Annotated in this window: 17 protein-coding genes and 1 riboswitch; of the genes, 1 reads left to right on the top strand and 16 read right to left on the bottom strand. The window is 37.1% G+C overall.

The annotated features are described in order from the left end of the window. Nucleotides 1-59 precede the first annotated feature (59 nt). The 11 genes from flgK to metK form a co-directional block, all read right to left on the bottom strand. On the bottom strand, nucleotides 60-1,994 hold the full coding sequence (flgK, locus tag WMO42_RS09240; protein ID WP_349192108.1) for a flagellar hook-associated protein FlgK: 1,935 nt from the start codon (nucleotides 1,992-1,994) through the stop codon (nucleotides 60-62). A 164-nt stretch (nucleotides 1,995-2,158) separates the two neighbouring features. Beyond that, nucleotides 2,159-2,671 carry a flagellar protein FlgN gene (locus WMO42_RS09235; RefSeq protein ID WP_349153786.1) on the bottom strand — a complete coding sequence of 171 codons (513 nt, stop codon included), beginning with the start codon at nucleotides 2,669-2,671 and terminating at the stop codon, nucleotides 2,159-2,161. Nucleotides 2,672-2,683: 12 nt separating this feature from the next. After that, complete coding sequence (gene flgM / locus WMO42_RS09230; protein WP_318295684.1) at nucleotides 2,684-3,034, bottom strand: flagellar biosynthesis anti-sigma factor FlgM; 351 nt, start codon at nucleotides 3,032-3,034, stop codon at nucleotides 2,684-2,686. Between the two features lie 113 nt (nucleotides 3,035-3,147). After that, nucleotides 3,148-3,570, bottom strand: a complete 423-nt coding sequence (locus WMO42_RS09225) for a hypothetical protein (protein ID WP_022502405.1) — start codon at nucleotides 3,568-3,570, stop codon at nucleotides 3,148-3,150. Between the two features lie 28 nt (nucleotides 3,571-3,598). Then, complete coding sequence (locus WMO42_RS09220) at nucleotides 3,599-4,303, bottom strand: ComF family protein (RefSeq protein WP_349172195.1); 705 nt, start codon at nucleotides 4,301-4,303, stop codon at nucleotides 3,599-3,601. Nucleotides 4,304-4,337: 34 nt separating this feature from the next. Then, a complete protein-coding gene (locus tag WMO42_RS09215; RefSeq protein WP_349192106.1) occupies nucleotides 4,338-6,602 on the bottom strand; it encodes an ATP-dependent RecD-like DNA helicase in 2,265 nt (754 codons plus the stop codon). An 83-nt stretch (nucleotides 6,603-6,685) separates the two neighbouring features. Beyond that, the gene (locus WMO42_RS09210; RefSeq protein WP_055176931.1) at nucleotides 6,686-7,093 is read right to left on the bottom strand and encodes a hypothetical protein; all 408 of its coding nucleotides are present in this window, start codon (nucleotides 7,091-7,093) and stop codon (nucleotides 6,686-6,688) included. A gap of 43 nt (nucleotides 7,094-7,136) precedes the next feature. Beyond that, complete coding sequence (locus WMO42_RS09205; RefSeq protein ID WP_022502401.1) at nucleotides 7,137-7,952, bottom strand: flagellar hook-basal body protein; 816 nt, start codon at nucleotides 7,950-7,952, stop codon at nucleotides 7,137-7,139. Between the two features lie 20 nt (nucleotides 7,953-7,972). Beyond that, entirely contained in the window at nucleotides 7,973-8,746 is a 774-nt protein-coding gene (gene flgF / locus WMO42_RS09200; protein ID WP_022502400.1) for a flagellar basal-body rod protein FlgF, read from the bottom strand. Between the two features lie 21 nt (nucleotides 8,747-8,767). Next, the gene (locus WMO42_RS09195) at nucleotides 8,768-9,760 is read right to left on the bottom strand and encodes a rod shape-determining protein (RefSeq protein ID WP_022502399.1); all 993 of its coding nucleotides are present in this window, start codon (nucleotides 9,758-9,760) and stop codon (nucleotides 8,768-8,770) included. Nucleotides 9,761-10,271: 511 nt separating this feature from the next. Beyond that, nucleotides 10,272-11,453: a methionine adenosyltransferase gene (metK, locus tag WMO42_RS09190; RefSeq protein ID WP_055306895.1), complete on the bottom strand. Its 1,182-nt coding sequence runs from the start codon at nucleotides 11,451-11,453 to the stop codon at nucleotides 10,272-10,274. 142 nt (nucleotides 11,454-11,595) lie between these two features. Then, a riboswitch (SAM riboswitch) is annotated at nucleotides 11,596-11,694 on the bottom strand. Between the two features lie 157 nt (nucleotides 11,695-11,851). On the opposite strand from metK, the gene WMO42_RS09185 reads away from it, so the two are divergent. Further along, entirely contained in the window at nucleotides 11,852-12,994 is a 1,143-nt protein-coding gene (locus WMO42_RS09185) for an HD-GYP domain-containing protein (RefSeq protein WP_349192103.1), read from the top strand. Between the two features lie 405 nt (nucleotides 12,995-13,399). On the opposite strand, the gene eno is transcribed toward WMO42_RS09185, so the two are convergent. The 5 genes from eno to WMO42_RS09160 all read right to left on the bottom strand — a co-directional run bounded on the left by eno (nucleotide 13,400) and on the right by WMO42_RS09160 (nucleotide 18,823). Further along, entirely contained in the window at nucleotides 13,400-14,722 is a 1,323-nt protein-coding gene (eno, locus tag WMO42_RS09180) for a phosphopyruvate hydratase (protein ID WP_349192171.1), read from the bottom strand. 374 nt (nucleotides 14,723-15,096) lie between these two features. After that, nucleotides 15,097-15,351 (bottom strand): sporulation transcriptional regulator SpoIIID, encoded by a 255-nt coding sequence (spoIIID, locus tag WMO42_RS09175; RefSeq protein WP_022502395.1) that lies wholly within the window; start codon nucleotides 15,349-15,351, stop codon nucleotides 15,097-15,099. 63 nt (nucleotides 15,352-15,414) lie between these two features. Then, nucleotides 15,415-15,870 (bottom strand): low molecular weight protein-tyrosine-phosphatase, encoded by a 456-nt coding sequence (locus tag WMO42_RS09170; protein WP_349192102.1) that lies wholly within the window; start codon nucleotides 15,868-15,870, stop codon nucleotides 15,415-15,417. Between the two features lie 306 nt (nucleotides 15,871-16,176). After that, the gene (gene thrS, locus WMO42_RS09165; protein ID WP_022502393.1) at nucleotides 16,177-17,934 is read right to left on the bottom strand and encodes a threonine--tRNA ligase; all 1,758 of its coding nucleotides are present in this window, start codon (nucleotides 17,932-17,934) and stop codon (nucleotides 16,177-16,179) included. A gap of 439 nt (nucleotides 17,935-18,373) precedes the next feature. Beyond that, nucleotides 18,374-18,823 carry a DUF1934 domain-containing protein gene (locus WMO42_RS09160; protein ID WP_022502392.1) on the bottom strand — a complete coding sequence of 150 codons (450 nt, stop codon included), beginning with the start codon at nucleotides 18,821-18,823 and terminating at the stop codon, nucleotides 18,374-18,376. Nucleotides 18,824-18,954: the final 131 nt, after the last annotated feature.

Here is an 18,954-nt window from a genome sequence, read left to right as displayed (position 1 = left end):
TATTTACATTGTTGTATTAAACATCAATTATAATTCAATATAATCTGTAATTAATATAATCAAGAACCAAGTGATGTAACAAGATGTTCTATCATCTCACTTACAACATTAATATATCTTGATGCCGCATTATATGCGTGCTGATATTTTATCATCTTCTCAAGTTCTTCATCTGAAGATACACCTGATGTCTGTAATCTCTGGTTATCATAACCATCAACCATTGATGTCTGGTTATTAACAAATCTTGAAAGTACCTTACCAACTGTAGCAAACTCACCTATATAATCATTATAGAATGAATTAAAGTCTGCCTTGGCATATGAATCAGGATTAAGCGATGCGAACTTTTTGCTGAATGCATCAATAAGTTCATTAGCTTTAGAAAAATCTTCCTTGCCCTGTATTGTTGATAATGGAATTCTGTCAACATGCTGTGATGCTTCAGGATTAACTAAAAGCTTACCAAGTGTATAGTCCGTCTCATAATCTGCTGTATTAAGATTATTGCGGACATAAGTCTTAGTTCCGTCTGCCGCTGTTATCTGGATATATCTTTCTGTCCCCTCTCTCTTGAACAGTTCAACACCCATAGTCATATCCTTATCCATACCGAAACCAGCCTTGTCTGTATCAAGTACAGAATACTTCATATTATCAATAGTCTCAGCTGTTGTTCCTGCCTGGTCAACATAAAGCTTCTCACCTGATGAATAACTGTAAGTTCCATCACCATTGGCAACACCTTTAACTTCCTTACCATATCTGTCATAAAGTGTTGCATTAACCGAAGCATTATATATGTACTCATCAGCCTGTAATACATTACCGTCATTATCTGTAAGCTCTTTTGTTGTTTCTATTGTCTTTTCTGGACAAAGAATATCATTAAGGGAAGTAACTATTCCATTAACAAGCTTATCAAATCCAGCTATCGCACTAAGTATTGCTGATGGTTCAATATATTTGTTGTAATATTCCTGCTTCTCGTTATATGCATCCATTGCATCATTATAAGCCTGAAGTCCGTCTGCTGTTGTAAGATCGTAATCTTCCTTCTCCGGCATAACAGGTACATCTGTATAATTAACTTCTATAGAACCTCTTGCTACTAAAAGACCTTTGAGTTCTCCCTTGTCTGTATCCTTCATATTATTAATATTAGAAAGATTAAATACATCCCTGTCATAACCTGGCCAGATTGGGATTAACAGTGCACTATTATCAACCTGTCTTGTTCCCATCTCAGCAACCTGTGCCGATGTAACAAATGGTACATTCTCAGCAGTTACAATCACCTCACCATGTTCATTCTCATAATAATCAAAATCAATATAACCACTTAATTCATCTAACGCATTATCTCTTGTATCTCTTAAATCATTAGCACGTTCACCACTTCCAGATTCAACCTTGGCTATCTCTTTATTAAGGTCATATATCTTTTGTCCAAGATTGTTAATCTTATTTACCATATTATTAATATCTGTGTTAAGAGTTACCTGATAATCCTTAAGCCCAGCATATATTGCTTCAGACCTGTCTATAAATGCTGTTGCATTCTGGATAAGTGAAGATCTTGCAATTGTACTTGTTGGATTCTTAGTAAGTTCATTAATTGCGTTATACAGATTCGTTATCTGTGTCTGGTATGTAACGCCCTGCATTTCTCCAAATAAATCTTCTACTTCTTCTACTGCCTTATACTGGCTTTCATAATATCCAAGTCTTGCATTCTCTGTTCTGTATGACTTATCTATAAAATCATTTCTTATTCTGCTTATAGCATCAACATCAACACCAAGTCCACACTTGCCTGTGCTGTTTCCTGTTCCGAACACATTAACATACGTACTGTCTGCAAATGTAATCTGCTGTCTTGTGTATCCTGTTGTATTAACATTTGACAGATTGTGTGCCGTTGTATTAAGTGCTGTCTGTGATGTTTTAAGTCCTGACGCTCCTACCATAAGCGATGCCATTCCGTTAGCCATAATTCCTCCATATCCTAAACCCAGAAAAAAATCACATTCTCAAAGAAAAATCCCAATTCATTCCTTTGAAAATGTGACCCTTAATTCCGAATAATATTACTTAATCTATATTGTGTAATAATCAGAGTCAATCCGTTTCTTCTGATTATTAGTCCGGATTATATTTATTGTTTTGCATCAAATCCTGTCGCTCCAGTAATCCCCTGTTCCTCATAAGCTGTTCTTCCATAATTGGAAGTCTGTGGATCCATAACTGAATTCCTGGCAAGATCAAGCTCAAACTGTATCATATCCATTGATTCCTTGAGAAGCAGCTTATTATTATCATTAACTGTTGTAAGCTGGTTCAAAGTTCTTTTAAGTCTGAGATATACTTCTTCTAGTGCATCGTGCTCTTTAGGCTTCTTCTCAAGTATCTGTACTATATGTTCTACTCTTATCTGCTCATATGGAAGCCTTAATATCGAGCATATCTCTTTCACATCTTCCTGTCTTTTCTGTTCAACGGTTTCAAGTTCTTCTATTAACTTCTGTTCCTGTAGGAATATCTTTTGTAATTCATCAACATCTCCCTTAACAATTGCGGAAGTCTTATCATTGGACAAGTCCAGAAGCTTATTATATCCTGTATCCTCATTATTCAAATCATCGATTAATAGATCTATTAAACTTGCCATGCTTTAACCTCACTAAAATGTTAATGTTGAAATTCTGTCAAGTATCTTATCTGCAACATCTTCAGAACTTATATTATATGTTCCGGCCTGAATACGTGCCTTAACATCATTAACCATATCCATTCTGACATCTGATGTAGAAGCCACTGCTGACTTCGCTACCTGATACAGCTTAGCTGTATCTGAAATCTCATACTTGTCATTCTCTTTCTTATTAGTAACAGCCTTATTATTCTTAGAATAAGAACTTGTCTTATATATCTGACTTACAGCATTATAAGCATCTATACGCATACTTACCGCCTCACTTTCTATCTTCAAAGTCTTGTAAGAACCATTATCAAAGGTGTCTGTAACAAACATTCCAGCCCTTAACTGCCTTATTACAGCTCAGTTCTCTGCTTTATGATTAAGTTATCGGTAATAATCTGTTATCTCTTAACCCCATTTTATAATTAATTTAGATACAAATACAATTAGTTCTTATCAAGAAATCTCATCTTGGCATCAGCTGACGATAATCTCTTTTCCATATGTTCAACAGCGGCATTAGACTCACCATACATTGAGCCAAGATTATTTGCCATTTTATTCTTACATCTTTCACAGAAACGTCCACTTTTTATCGATGCTCCACATCTCTCACATGTAATTCCAATCGGAGAATCATCAGCTATTACAAGCCTCTCGTCTCTTATCCACTGTTCAATCTGTCTTGTGCTTACGTCACATTCCTCTGCAACCTCTGTCATTGTTGCATTATGGTGATCCTGTATGTATTCCTTAACTTCAAGATACTTTTCTTCAATCTTCTCTATGCAATTAGGGCAAAGATTACGATATGGACCTCCTATATAATTATATAATTTGCCACAGCCTCTGCAATTTCTTACTTCCATAATATTCCTCCGTTCTTGTTACCTGTAGTCAAAATCCTCTGCCAACGCAGAGTGTAACAGCATATACTTCTTTTACTCCTGCCCTCTTAAGACATTCTGCACACGCATCAATAGTTGTTCCCGTTGTATATATGTCATCTACTATTAATACTTTATTATATATTATAACATTACCAGCTATTTTAAAAGCCTTTTCAAGATTTTTAGTTCTCTGGATATCATTAAGATCTTTCATCGGGCTTGTGGCCCTTGTTCTAATCAGACTATGTTCATTGTATTCTATATTAAGCTTCTTACTAAGGCTTTCCGCTATAAGTCCTGCCTGATTATAGCCTCGTGACTTTAATTTGGATACATGAATTGGAACCGGCATAATCACATCAGGCTGCCACATATTTATTACATCACCGTACCTGCCTGATATTTCATCTGCGTATACCTCTGCATATTCACGCTTATTATGATATTTAAAATTATAGATAGATTGTTTTATCCCCTCTGAATACTCATACACACTCACTGCCTGATTAAACAAATGCTGTTTATCCGTGCAGTCCTTACAATATTCCCTGTTATCGTCCTCTAATGCTTTGCCGCATTTAAGGCATGCAGGTTCTTTAATATATGTTATATATTTAAGACACCACGGACATATATTCATCTTCCTGTTATCAATAACAGGCCTGGGATTTGAACATATCGGACACGCCGGCGGAAACAATATATCTTTCACACCCGCTGCTATCCTTTTATATATTATGTCGTATTTATTCAATATTTTTTATTTCCTTTATCCTCTCATCTAAAGACGAATATCTTCTTGTTTCAGATACATTTTCTGCCATCTGGTTAAAAATTCGTTCATCACCTATCATACATACACACTTTCTTGCCCTTGTAACAGCCGTATAAAGTATGTTTCTGTTCATAAGCATCCTTGGCCCCTGATACATCGGTATTATAACCGCAGGATATTCACTTCCCTGTGCCTTATGTACAGTTATCGCATATGCAAGTTCAAGCTCGTCAAGCTGTGCAAACTCATAATCAACATATCTTCCATCTTCAAATTTGACAGTAACACTCTGATTATAATTGTTGATATCATCAATAATTCCAGTATCACCATTAAACACTCCACTGCCTTGCTCTACCGCAATGCCATAGCGGTTCTTTTTCTCCCATTCGAGCTGATAGTCATTCTTAATCTGCATAACCTTATCGCCCTCACGGAATATTGTATCGCCAACTTTCTTCTCCATTTTGCCACTGTCCGGCGGATTAAGATATTCCTGCATTACAGTGTTAAGCCTGTCAACTCCAACAGATGATTTTCTTGATGGTGTCAAAATCTGAAGTTCACTCACATCTGCATTAACATACTTTGGAAGCTTCTCACTTATAACAGTCTTCATAGCCGCAATTATTGCATCTGGTCCATTTCTATGTATAAACAGGAAATCCTTACTGTATTTATTAAGTGTCACCTTATCGCCTTTATTAATCTTATGGGCATTAGTTATAATCTCGCTCTCAGCCGCCTGCCTGAATATCTTTTCAAGCTTAACAACAGGAAAGCACTCAGATGCTATTATGTCTTTAAGAACATTTCCTGGTCCAACACTTGGAAGCTGGTCAACATCACCTACAAGTATAAGTCTTGTTCCAACTGCTACTGCTTTAAGAAGCGAATTCATAATATTAATATCAACCATTGACATCTCATCTACAATTATTACATCTGCTTCCAACGGGTTGTCTTCATTTCTGTCAAAGCTCATTCCAAGGCTTGATGTCTGATTTTTCTTGTCTTCTTTATCAACCATAGTGCTTCCAACTATTTCAAGAAGTCTGTGAATTGTCTGTGCCTCAAAACCACACGTTTCTGTCATTCTCTTGGCAGCTCTTCCCGTCGGTGCCGCAAGCCTTATCTCAAGACCTTCCATCTCAAAATATTTAATTATCGTATTAATTGTTGTTGTCTTACCGGTTCCCGGTCCACCTGTTATTATAACAAGTCCGTTAAGTGCAGCTTTTACAACAGCTTCTTTTTGTATGTCATCAAGCACAATGCCCTCTGATCGTTCAATCCCTGCTATTCTGTTATTGACCTCGTTGATATTTTCATCGCATTTTATATCAAGTCCTGCCAATGCCCTTGCAACATTCTGTTCCATATAGAAATACATCGCAGAATACACATTTTTAGATTCCCCCTCTGTTCTTACAACAATCTTCTTATCTATAGCAAGATCCATAAGAAACTTATCATAATCACCAATGTCAATAAGCAGAAGTGATGACACCTGCCTCTTTAATTCTTCATAAGGAAGATACACGTGTCCCTGCAATGCCGCCTGATTAAGACAGTAGAACATTCCACTTCTTATTCTGAACTCCGAATCAACCTTAATTCCAACTCTGGAAGCAATCTCATCAGCCGTCTTAAAGCCTACGCCCTCAATATCATCAGCCAGCCTGTACGGATTTTGTTCTATGATTGTGTAAATATCATTGCCATATCTTTTAAATATTTTATTGGCTAAATTCATCTGGATTCCATAATTCTGCAGAAACATCATCGCACGACGCATATCGTGCTTATCCGCAAGCTGGTTAGCAATGTCCATTGCTTTAGCTATGCTTATTCCTTTAATCTCTGCAAGACGTTCTGGTTCATCTTCCATAATGCGGAATGTATCATCGCCAAATGTATCTACTATACGTTCAGCCATCTTGCTGCCTATTCCTTTAACTGCACCAGAACTTAGATAACGCCTCACTGACTCCTTGTCCGCCGGCGCCTTGAATTCATAAGAAGAAATCTTAAACTGCATATAATATACTGCGTGTTTGACAAATTCGCCATTCGCAGTAATAAATTCACCTGTGTTGATATAACTTAACGTACCAACACAGGTGACATCTTCACCCTGATATATTATCTCAAATACTGTATATCCATTGTCTTCATTACGATAAATTATATTATCTATAAATCCTTCAACGTATTTAACAGACTCGTAATCCAATCTGCTTCCCTCTCTTTAATAATATATTAATATTAAAACCACATTGTGTTTAATAAAACCGTCCACTTAAAACACACTGCAATCTATAAATCCGAAGAATAATTACGCTTCATCTGTTCATATAATGTCTGGGCTATTCCAAGTCCTTTCCCATTATTAGACTCTGTAAATACTTCTGCGTAGTTCTTTATCATCTCATCGCCAAAGTAACTTCCCATTGTACTCATAGCCGAATCCGAACTGCCTGAAATAGATGCCATACTGCTGAATAAAGATGAGTCGTCGTCATCATCTGCATCTATCTTAGCCATTTTCTGCATTGACTTTAACATCTGCTCAACAAAGTAGCTTTCAAAGTCCTTGCACACGCTCATAAGTTCATCGTCTGATGCCTGTGAGAAATCTGTACTTGTAAGCTTATCACTAAGCTGTGATGAAGTTTTATCATATGTATCTGCATAACTTGTACTTATTGATGTTGAATAATCCATACCTATTCTCCCTTGTCATTACTGCAAATCATATCTATTTTATTTATCTCTTTAATGAGTTAGCCTGTTCCATCATTGTATCTGATGTTGTGATTGCCTTAGAACATAACTCATATGCTCTCTGTGCTGTAATAAGGTTAACCATCTCTGTTGCCACCTGTACATTTGACGCTTCAAGATAATTCTGCTTTAACTGACTCTTCTTAGCAACTCCGTCAGTCTCCTCATTCATTGGAACTCCTGATGCTTCAGTCTCTGCAAGATAGTTACCACCAAGCTTATCAAGACCTGATGGATTAGCGAACTGGAAAAGTCCTATCTTAACACCTATATTAGCAAGATTACCATCTTCACCTGGATACATAAGGTCACCCTCTGATGATACCTTAATATTAGCCGCATTGTAATCTGATGATAATACGATTGGCTGTCCATCTGTGCTAAGTACAGGATAACCATCTGCTGTACATAACATCATTCCTTCTGTTGCTGTTGAGAAGTAGAAATTACCATTACGTGTATATACTGTCTCACCTTCTTCATTCTGTACAGCAAATAATCCGTCACCACTAATCGCAAAATCAGTTGAGCTGTCACTTGCATTCATAGCACCCTGTGTAAAATGTGATGTAACTGACGCAACTCTTGCACCAAGTCCTACCTGTGCAGCTACCGGCTTATATTCTCCATTCGCAGATGTTGTTCTCGACTGGAGATTCTGATATAATAATGATTTAAATTCTGTTGATTCTGACTTATAACCGACCGTATTAACATTAGCCAGATTATTAGATATTGTATCTACACTTGTCTGCTGTGCCATCATTCCTGATGCAGCAGTCCATAATGATCTCATCATAATCTTATCCTCCTATGTGATTACAATTCGGAAATACTTACCATCTTGCCAAGCATTTCATCAATCGAATTAACAATTTTCTGATTACTTTCAAATTCTCTTGCTATGTTAATCATATCGACCATTTCTGATACAACATTAATATTAGATGTTTCAAGATACCCCTGATTAACACTTGCTGTTGAATCTTTAAATGTTGCACCGTCTACAGCTCTGTAAAGATTTTCTCCATATGCTTCTATGTAATTATAATCTTCAAAATCTACAATTCCAAATGTATCTACATACTGTCCGTCTGCATATATTCTTCCTGTAGAATCAACTGTAAGCTTGGATATGTCTGTTGGAAGAACGATTGGATCTCCACTCTCTCCAAGCACATAATCACCATCCTTGGTAACCAGATAGCCTTCGCTGTTCATCTGGAACGATCCATCCCTGGTATAAAGTGTTGATGTCTCACCTGCTTTGTTAGTGAATGATATAGAGAAAAAGCCATCGCCTGCAAGTGCAAAATCATAAGAACTTTCAGTATTCTTTAAAGAACCCTGATCCCAGCTTCTGTAAGTTTCTCCTATCTTTACTCCAAGACTCATCTTGCCTATATTCTGATTCATATAACCAACTGTCTCATCTTTAACCTTAATCCCATATACTGAATCAAAGCTCTGGGTAGTCATGCCCTCTTTCTTGTAACCTGTTGTTGTAGAATTTGCCAGATTATTAGATACAATGTCCAGTCTCTTCTGCTGATTCACCAATCCAGTATAAGCAGTATATAAACCTCTTACCATACCTGACCCCTTTTCTTAAATCTATTCTTCTCTGTATCCTGAAAGGAATTCAATAAACTTACCAGTTCCTATAGCAACTGCTGTCATAGGGTCTTCTGCTGTCATTGTGTTAATTCCTGTCTTAGACTCTATAAGATCTTCAAGACCTGAAAGAAGACTTCCGCCTCCTGTAAGAACAATACCTCTGTCTGCAATATCAGATGCAAGTTCTGGAGGTGTCTTTTCTAATACGCTGTGTACAGCTTCAACAATCTGTGAAGTAGCTTCTCTTAATGCTTCTTCTGTCTCTTCAGATGTAACTTCAACTGTCTTTGGAAGACCTGTAACAAGATTACGTCCTCTTACATTCATTGTAACTACTTCTGGTCTTGGATACGCTGATCCTATCTTTATCTTAATATCTTCGGCTGTTCTTTCACCGATAAGAAGGTTGTGCTTCTTTCTCATATATCTAACAAGTGCTTCATCGAAATCATCACCTGCAATCTTTATAGATGTACTAACAACAGTACCTCCAAGTGAAATAACAGCGATATCTGTAGTACCACCACCGATATCAACTATCATATTACCGCAAGGTCTTGAAATATCAATACCTGCTCCAATAGCTGCCGCAATTGGCTCTTCGATAATTGCAACTTCTCTTGCTCCTGCCTGAAGAGTTGCATCCTCAACCGCCTTCTTCTCAACTTCTGTAACTCCTGATGGAACACATACGCTTATTCTAGGCTTCTTTAACATTCTTCTACCAATTGCTTTCTGAATGAAATATTTAAGCATCTTTTCTGTTACTGTGTAATCAGAAATAACGCCCTGACGAAGAGGTCGTACAGCGACAATATTACCAGGTGTTCTACCAAGCATAAGTCTTGCTTCCTCTCCGATAGCTTTAATCTTATTAGTATCTCTGTCAAAGGCAACAACTGATGGCTCTTTTAACACAACACCCTTTCCTTTTATATATACAAGAATACTTGCAGTACCTAAATCAATACCAATATCAGTAGATAACATACTGTTCTCCTCCCTAATCTTCTATAATTATCCAATCTATTACATAATTCTGTTAAAGCACTATACATTAAATACTATAAGTACTATACATTGTAAAATGCTATACTATATTAAGTATAAAATACTATATACCAGCATCACACTTTAACTTTTCCAACAATTATATCTTGTTAATATACCTGCTATCAAAAACATTTTTCATAGCTAATCAACATTATATACATAAATACAGAATTTTAAAAGTCCTAAACGCTAAAAAAAGAAAAAATTTTTTAAAAGCATAAAATAGCATTAGATTTGTGTTCGATATTCTTGATATAACACCGAAATAATGAAAAACTCACATTATTGACAAAACCTACATAGCAGAAAATTTACATTTGCATTCTTACAAAAAATCAAAATATGGCGGATACATTTTATTAATTCTAAAATGTATCCGCCATATATCCATTATAATTATATTAATTCCTATAATTTAACTAATTTAATCCATCCAATTATATCTTTATTAAAGATACTTCTTAAGTGCATCAACCTTATCTAACTGCTCCCAAGGAAGGTTAAGATCTGTACGTCCAAAGTGGCCATAGCTTGCTGTCTGCTTGTAGATAGGTCTTCTTAAGTCAAGCATCTTGATAATTCCGTTTGGTCTTAAATCGAAGTTCTCTCTTATGATTTCTACAATCTTCTCATCGCTTAACTTACCTGTGCCAAATGTATCAACACATATAGATGTTGGATGTGCAACACCTATAGCATATGAAAGCTGGATTTCACATCTGTCGGCGATACCTGCTGCAACTAAGTTCTTAGCTACATAACGGGCTGCGTATGCTGCCGAACGGTCAACCTTAGTGCAGTCCTTACCCGAGAAAGCTCCACCACCATGTCTTGCAGCTCCACCGTAAGTATCTACGATAATCTTTCTACCTGTAAGGCCTGAATCCCCATTTGGACCACCTATAACGAAACGTCCTGTTGGATTGATGAATATCTTAGTATCTGCATCTACCATAGCCTGGTCAACGATTGCATCGATAACATACTTCTTGATATCTTCGTGAATCTGTTCCTGTGTTACATCCGGTGCATGCTGTGACGAAACAACAATTGCATCGAGACGGATTGGCTTGTTGTTCTCATCATATTCAACAGTTACCTGTGTCTTTCCATCTGGTCTTAAGTAGCTTAATGTACCGTCCTTGCGAACCTTTGTAAGCTGCTTGGAAAGCTTCTGTGCAAGTGCTGCTGAGTATGGCATATATTCTTCTGTCTCGTTAGTAGCATAACCAAACATCATACCCTGATCTCCAGCACCAAGGTCATCATCTTCCTTATCTACACCTTCCTTAGCTTCAAGTGCCTTATCAACACCCATAGCTATATCTGCTGACTGCTTATCAAGTGCAACCATAACAGCACAAGTATTACCATCAAAGCCTTTTTCTGAACTATCATAACCAATCTCTACAACTGTATCACGTACAATCTGAGGAATATCAACATTTGCCTTAGTTGTAATCTCACCCATAACCATAACGAAACCTGTGTTAGTAAGTGTCTCGCAGGCTACTCTTGAATATGGATCCTGTGCATAAAGTGCATCAAGCACTGCATCTGAAATCTGGTCGCAGATTTTGTCAGGATGTCCTTCAGTTACTGATTCTGATGTAAATAATCTTTTTTCCATTCTTTGTCTTTCTCCTTCTTAATATCTAATCCTTTAGTCACTGTGATTAATATCACTTATCATCCTTGGTGTTTCCGACTTTTTAAATGTAATAGCAAAAACCGGAGCCCCCTAAGGGACCCCGATTGTTTATCTCGAAATCCTCTCATTGTTCGAATTCTCTCGCTCAGGTTGGCACCTTCCTAAAAAGGGGTTGCCGGGCTTCATAGATCCTATGTATCTCCACCGCTCTAAATAAGGGATATAATCATTATTTAATTAACTGCATATAGATACTACACAATTGATGCTAATACGTCAAGTCTAATTGACTTTTTTATATATTAAATTTATAATATTTTTATCATTTAATCGTATTATGATTACTAATATTCAAGCCATATAAGAGGATTTAACTAATGAACGAACTTACAATATTTATATTTGATGCAGAAGAAGGAATGGAACTTTCCCGTGACGTAATACTTAATGATGGTTCTGTCCTTTTGACAAAAGGAACTGTCCTTAATCTTGACCTCATTTCAAGAATTTCAGGACATCATATTCTTGAAATATCTGTATATGATAAGACTGCGGCTGATTCTGCCATAGATAATCGTACTATAAGCAGCATTTCTGCTGTAGACGAAGCTAAAGAAGCTGCCAAAGCCGCTGATGATGAGAACACCAAATACTACGAAACTGTCCGTAATTCAGAAGAATTCAAGACATTTGAAGAACATTACAATGAACATATTGACACTTTCAAAGATGACTTAAAGAAGTTAATCTCATCTGATGATGAAGTTGACACAAAATCTTTAGTCAAAAATACTATTGACATCGTTGCTGAGTCTAACAACTCATTACAGTTATTTGATATGCTTCACGCTATGCGTGACGTTGATGACCTTACATATGTCCACTCTATGAATGTCGCTTTAATCGCTTCTGTCATTGGCAAATGGATGGGCTACAATCAGGAGAAGATTAAGGTGCTTACACTCGCTGGACTTATGCACGATATTGGTAAGCTCCTTATACCTGAGAAGATTCTTAACAAGCCCGGAAATCTTACTGATAACGAATACGAAATCATGAAAAAGCATGTCAACTTAGGTTACGAGCAGGTTAAGAACAAGTTTATGCCTATGTCTGTTAAGGAAGCTATTCTTCTCCATCACGAAAAATGTGACGGAACTGGTTATCCTTTCGGACTCAAGAGCGATAAAATACCTGAAACAGCCAAGATTATTGCAATAGCTGATGTATATGATGCAATGACTTCAAGCCGTATATACAGAGCTCCTATATGTCCATTTGAGGTAGTACGCCTTATGTATGAAGACGCATTTACCAAGTTTGACCCTGTATTTGCAATACCTTTCCTTAAAAATGTAGCTTCATCTTACATTCACACTGATGTACGTCTGTCTGACGGACGTGTAGGAAAGGTCATACTTATTAATGACAGTGCACTTCACAAGCCAGTTGTGCAGGTTGATGGGGAATATATTGATCTTTCTAAGAAGAAGGATTTGAATATTACGGCACTGTTATAGAAGCGTTCCGAAAATGTCTCATCTAAGTATGAAGATATTGCCGAATTACAGATTTAACCAATTAAAGGATTGAGAAATAACTCAATTACAGTTTTGCTAATTTGTGGATTGACAACAGACGCAGCAAGGACTGCTATATTTCCGTCGGGCACGTTCGCACTGCTTGCAGCCATAGCTGACACATAAACGGTTAAAATACAGCCGCTAAGTGCCGACGGCTGCAAAAGCACCCAGCTTGTAATATAGCAGTTCTTGATGCTGTTTTTATTCTTTATTTACCATCTGTTAATTGAATATATCGGACATTTTTTACAGTCTGCATAATAACCAGACTTTGGATTTTCTGTATACAATATGCTAATATTGCATACAGTTTTTTATTTAATCTCTTTATGTCTTGTTTGACTATTTTCCAAAAGCTTCTATGCCGGCGTATGTGGCGGACTCGCCTAGTTCGTCTTCTATTTGTAGGAGTCGGTTGTATTTGGCGATACGCTCGGCTCTTGATGGTGCACCTGTCTTTATCTGACCCATATTAAGAGCAACTGCCAGATCTGCTATTGTTGTATCATCTGTTTCACCTGAGCGATGGCTGGCAATTGCTGTGTACCCGTATCTATGTGCCATTTTTACTGCCTCTAATGTCTCTGATAATGTTCCAATCTGGTTAGGCTTTATAAGAATTGAATTCGCACAACCCATCTCAATTCCTTTCTTTAATCTTACTGTATTAGTTACGAATAAATCATCTCCCACAATCTGTACTTTTTCCCCAAGTCTTTCTGTAATGCTTTTCCAGCCACTCCAATCTTCCTCATTAAGAGGGTCTTCAATTGAAATAATTGGAAATTTATTAACCAGCATTTCATAATAATTAATTAATTCTTCAGTACTCCTTTTTATTCCGCCATCGGCTGAGTTTCCAAGAGCTGCGTATTCTCTTGCAAATTCATATAATCCGCTCTCTGTATTGTAAAGTTCTGATGCCGCAGCATCCATAGCAAAATACACATCCTTACCCGGTTCATATCCTGCTGCCATAACTGCTTCCTGCAACACAGCAAACACTTCATCTGCCTTTGTTATGGCAGGTGCAAATCCGCCCTCGTCACCAACAGTTGTAACATATCCCCTCTGTGAAAGTATGTCCCTTAATGAATGAAACACTTCTGTTCCCATCCTTAAAGCTTCCCTGAAACAAGGTGCTCCTGCTGGAACTATCATATACTCCTGAAAATCGCTTCCAACAGCATGTCTTCCACCATTAATTATATTCATAAGTGGAACCGGCAATGTAGTACCAGCCACTCCTCCAAGGAAACGATACAGCGGCATATGCAGCGACTGTGCTGCAGCTCTTGCTGCCGCAATTGAAACTGCAAGTATCGAATTAGCTCCAAACCGTGCCTTATCGTGCGTTTTGTCTTCGTCAATCATCGCTTTATCAACTGAATATGTTTCTGACGAATCCATCGCAAGAACGCTGTTATTAAGCTCGACATTTATGTGATTAACTGCTTTAAGCGTACCTTTACCACCATATCGTTTAAGATTCATATCCCTGAGTTCTACCGCCTCAAACGCACCTGTTGACGCACCGCTTGGTGACTTTCCCATTCCAACTGTTCCATCTTTTAGCATAACCTGTGCCTCAACTGTCGGATTGCCCCTTGAGTCAAGAATTTCCCTGCCTATAACCTTTCTTATCTCAAGCTTTCTATGTTCCATAACCTTATGTGACCTGTTATGGCTTCCTGCTGGAATACACGGATTATCAAGATATCCTGCCGGAATTCCATCACTATAAGCACTTGCCGCTGGTGCACAGCACCTTACTGCATCCGGCTCATTCATTGGTACACCACCTGCAAAGTCAGACGAATCATAATTCATTCTACAACCTCCATTAATACAACAACTAATATTTACTAATAAAATGTGTGTCTGTCACATTTATAATTCCAGTTATATTATTGGTAGTTATGTCTGATTTATTCAATTTTCTTTTTATGTATAACGTACAAAGTGCAAATTGTAAAATACAAAGTGCAAAATATACAATATAAAGTGCGAAATATAAAATGTAAAATATAAAAATTATTTTATCTTGTCATATGTGAATATTTTTCTTTGGTTGCAAGTCCACCCCTTATGTGGCGTTCCTGCTTATTAATATCCAGTATTTTCCTGACCTTCGCTGCAAGCTGTGGGTCTATCTCCAAAAGTCTTGTCGTAACATCTTTATGTGCTGTGCTTTTGCTCACCCCAAACTGCTTAGCCGCCTTGCGCACTGTTGCATTATTGTCGATTATATAATCAGCTATATCTATAACCCTTTCTTCAATATAAGTTTTCAAATAAAAACCCCTGCATATCTGTTTGTACAGTTTATGCAGGGGTGGGGAAAATATACTATTTAATTAAAGATTCATAAGAACTTTTAGCAATCCTTCACAGCCTTTTCTTACATCTTTATATGTCGCCTCAAAATCTCCTGTATACCAAGGGTCTGCCACATCCGAACCTGAACCTGCAAATGTCATAAGCTTGTATACCTTTTCGTCAGGATCTCCACCAGATAGTCTCTGCATATTGCGGATATTCTCTGTATCCATGCCAATCAGGTAATCATACTCCTCATAATCATTAAGTGTCATCTGCACTGCTCTATGAGGAATTACAGGTATTCCCTCCGCTTTAAGCTTCGCCACGGTTCCGCTATGTGGCGGATTGCCTATTTCTTCACAGCTTGTTGCCGCCGAGTTGATGTAAAATTGATCTTCAACTCCTGCCTGTTTAACTAAATATGTCATAATGCTTTCTGCCATAGTGCTGCGGCAGATGTTGCCGTGGCAGATAAAGAGCACTTTTATCATAGTTTTGTTTCTCCTCCATCCTTATGTACAAATATATAAGTTACATCAATATTTTAATACAATTATATAAAGCACAATACCAAAAGTCTATAACCAACATATTATATATCTATTAAATAAGAAAACCAGCAGCACCTCCCCAGCACTAAAACAAGCTCTTCATAAGCCAACCTTCAATGCCAGCGAAAGCCACTGCTGGTTTTCACCTATTATTTATTATATGTTTCTAAGATCCAAGTATTATAGCTACAGCCAATATCTACACATTAGTAAATCTCTTAGCATGCACATTATGCATTTCTGTCATTATCTTGCCTTATTCTTTATCTCTGTATCAATCTTTTCTACGAACTCATCAAGTCCAAGTGTTGTTGTATCCTGCTGTCCGTGAAGTCTGTATGATACTGTCTTGTTCTCCTGCTCGTTAAATCCAATAACAAGAAGATATGGAACTTTCTGGATCTGTCCCTCACGCATACGATAACCAAGCTTTTCTGCTCTGTCATCAAGTTCTACTCTTACATTTTTAGCTTCAAGAGCATCAACGATTTCGTGTGCATAATTCATAATCTCATCATTATCTGTCTTAACTGGCATTACTCTTACCTGAACTGGTGCTAACCATGTTGGAAGGTTACCCTTTGTTTCTTCAAGTATATATGCCATAAATCTGTCAAGAGAACCAAGTATAGCTCTGTGAAGTACAACTGGTGTCTTCTTCTCGCCATCCTTGTCAACATATGAAAGGTTGAACTTAGCTGGAAGACAGAAGTCTAACTGGCATGTAGATAATGTGATTTCATTACCAACAGCCGGCTTAACATTAACATCAAGCTTAGGACCGTAGAATGCAGCTTCACCGATTTCTTCTGTATATTCAATACCAAGACTGTTCATAACATCTCTTAAAGCATTTTCAGCCTTATTCCACATTTCATCATCATCGTGGTACTTAGTCTTATTTTCTGGATCTCTAAGTGAAAGAACACAACGATAATCTGTAATTCCAAAATCCTTGTATGTTGAGAATATAAGGTCAACTACCTTAGATATTTCATCTTTAATCTGCTCTGGTGTTACAAAAAGGTGGGCATCATTCTGGCAGAAATGTCTTCCTCTTTCAATACCCTTTAATGTTCCACTTGACTCATATCTGAAATCATGTGCTATCTCACCAATTCTTATAGGAAGATCCTTATATGAGTGAAGTCTGTTAGCATATATCATCATATGATGAGGGCAGTTCATTGGTCTTAATACAAATGCTTCATCATCAACTTCCATTGCCGGGAACATATTTTCCTTATAATGATCCCAGTGTCCTGATGTCTTATAAAGATTAACTGTACCAACACAAGGTGTCATAACGTGCTGATATCCAAGCTTTCTTTCTTTATCTTTAATATAGTTCTCAAGTTCCTGCCATATTATATAGCCCTTTGGTAAGAACATTGGAAGACCACGTCCGATAAGGTCATCAACCATAAAGAGTTCCATATCCTTACCTATCTTTCTGTGATCTCTTTCCTTAGCTTCTTCAAGTTCCTGAAGGTGTGCTTCAAGTTCTTCTGGTGTTGGGAAACATACACCATATATTCTCTGGAGAACCTTATTGTTGCTGTCGCCCTTCCAGTAAGCGCCTGAATGTCTGAGCAACTTAAAATTACGGCATAACTTAACATTATCAACGTGTGGTCCACGACAAAGATCTGTAAAATCTCCCTGCTCGTAGCAAGTTATTGTTCCATCTTCAAGGTTAGAGATAAGGTCTAACTTATATTCATCATCCTTGAACATTTCCATAGCTTCTTCTTTAGAGATTTCCTTGCGGATAATCTTCTTTCCTGACTTAGCTACCTTCTTCATTTCCTTTTCAATCTTAGGAATATCTTCATCTCTGATAACATCATCTCCAAGATCCACATCATAGTAAAAACCTTCTGCTACAACTGGTCCAACCCAGAATTTAGCTTGTGGATAAAGATGCTTAATTGCCTGTGCCATTAAATGTGCACAAGAATGGTTTAATGTGCTTAACTGTTCGTCTTCTTTAAAATTAACCATTATTATTAATCTCCTTTGCGTATTAGTCCGGACTTAGTTACCTGTTAAATGTGCTTTTTACCTGACATATAAAAAGCACCCACAAGGTACACTCTGCCATATACCTAAGGGTGCATTTGCACGGTTCCACCTTATTATTTCACTCTTACAGCCTGTAACGTATGCCACACGGTAACGCTTCAAGATTATATATTATAATCTCTTCTACGCACAGCTCAGGAATGGTCTTCATATAATAGTCACATAAGCTGATTTCACCACTACAGCTCTCTCTGTATGCTCCGCATATACTACTTTTTCCGTCATTGCTTTTATTTATTCAATCTGTCTGTCATTGTACCACGACACTTTATTTAAGGCAATACCTGAATTAAAATACAATTTACAAAATATAATCTATAAAATACAGCTCTTTAAATATAATTTTATAAATGTATCTCTACAATTCAAGCTTTCCCTGATTACATATTTCAATTCTTACCTTACATTCACTCATCTGCTGCCCATTAACATCCATGGTGTATTCGAGTGCTATATTAATCTTATCTTCATCCCTTTCTATATCCAGCATGCTTGTATATATAGACATCGCAAGGCCTCCATAAGGTGTGTTATAACAGCTTACAGTCTTTTTATCCTGTATGAACTCCATAATTGTTGTTATTGCACCTTTTTTACTTATCTCAACTCTGTCCTCTGATATTTTAATAAGCGTGTCAGATTTTGCACTTTCTCCATCATACACTTCTTCATAGCGTATATATTCCTTGCCTGCCCTCCTAGTGTATCTTCCAACGCTTATTATCTCAATATCTTCTGCCTCTTTATAAGCATCGCCCGCCTCTTGTGCCGACAGTCCTCTTATCTTAACATATACCTTATCATTCATATTCTCGTGTGTACTCCCTTTCTTATTCTCTGATTATTGATAAATATAATCACCCTATATCAGTAATTTCCTGATACTTACAATCTTTTTATGCTTATAATTACTGAATGTCAACAATCGCCTTATATCCA

This window comes from Lachnospira sp. CLA-JM-H23 (assembly GCF_040096425.1).
GTDB lineage: Bacteria > Bacillota > Clostridia > Lachnospirales > Lachnospiraceae > Lachnospira > Lachnospira rogosae.
Note: the sequence above shows the minus strand (reverse complement) of the source record. Positions and strands in the feature narration are given on the sequence as shown.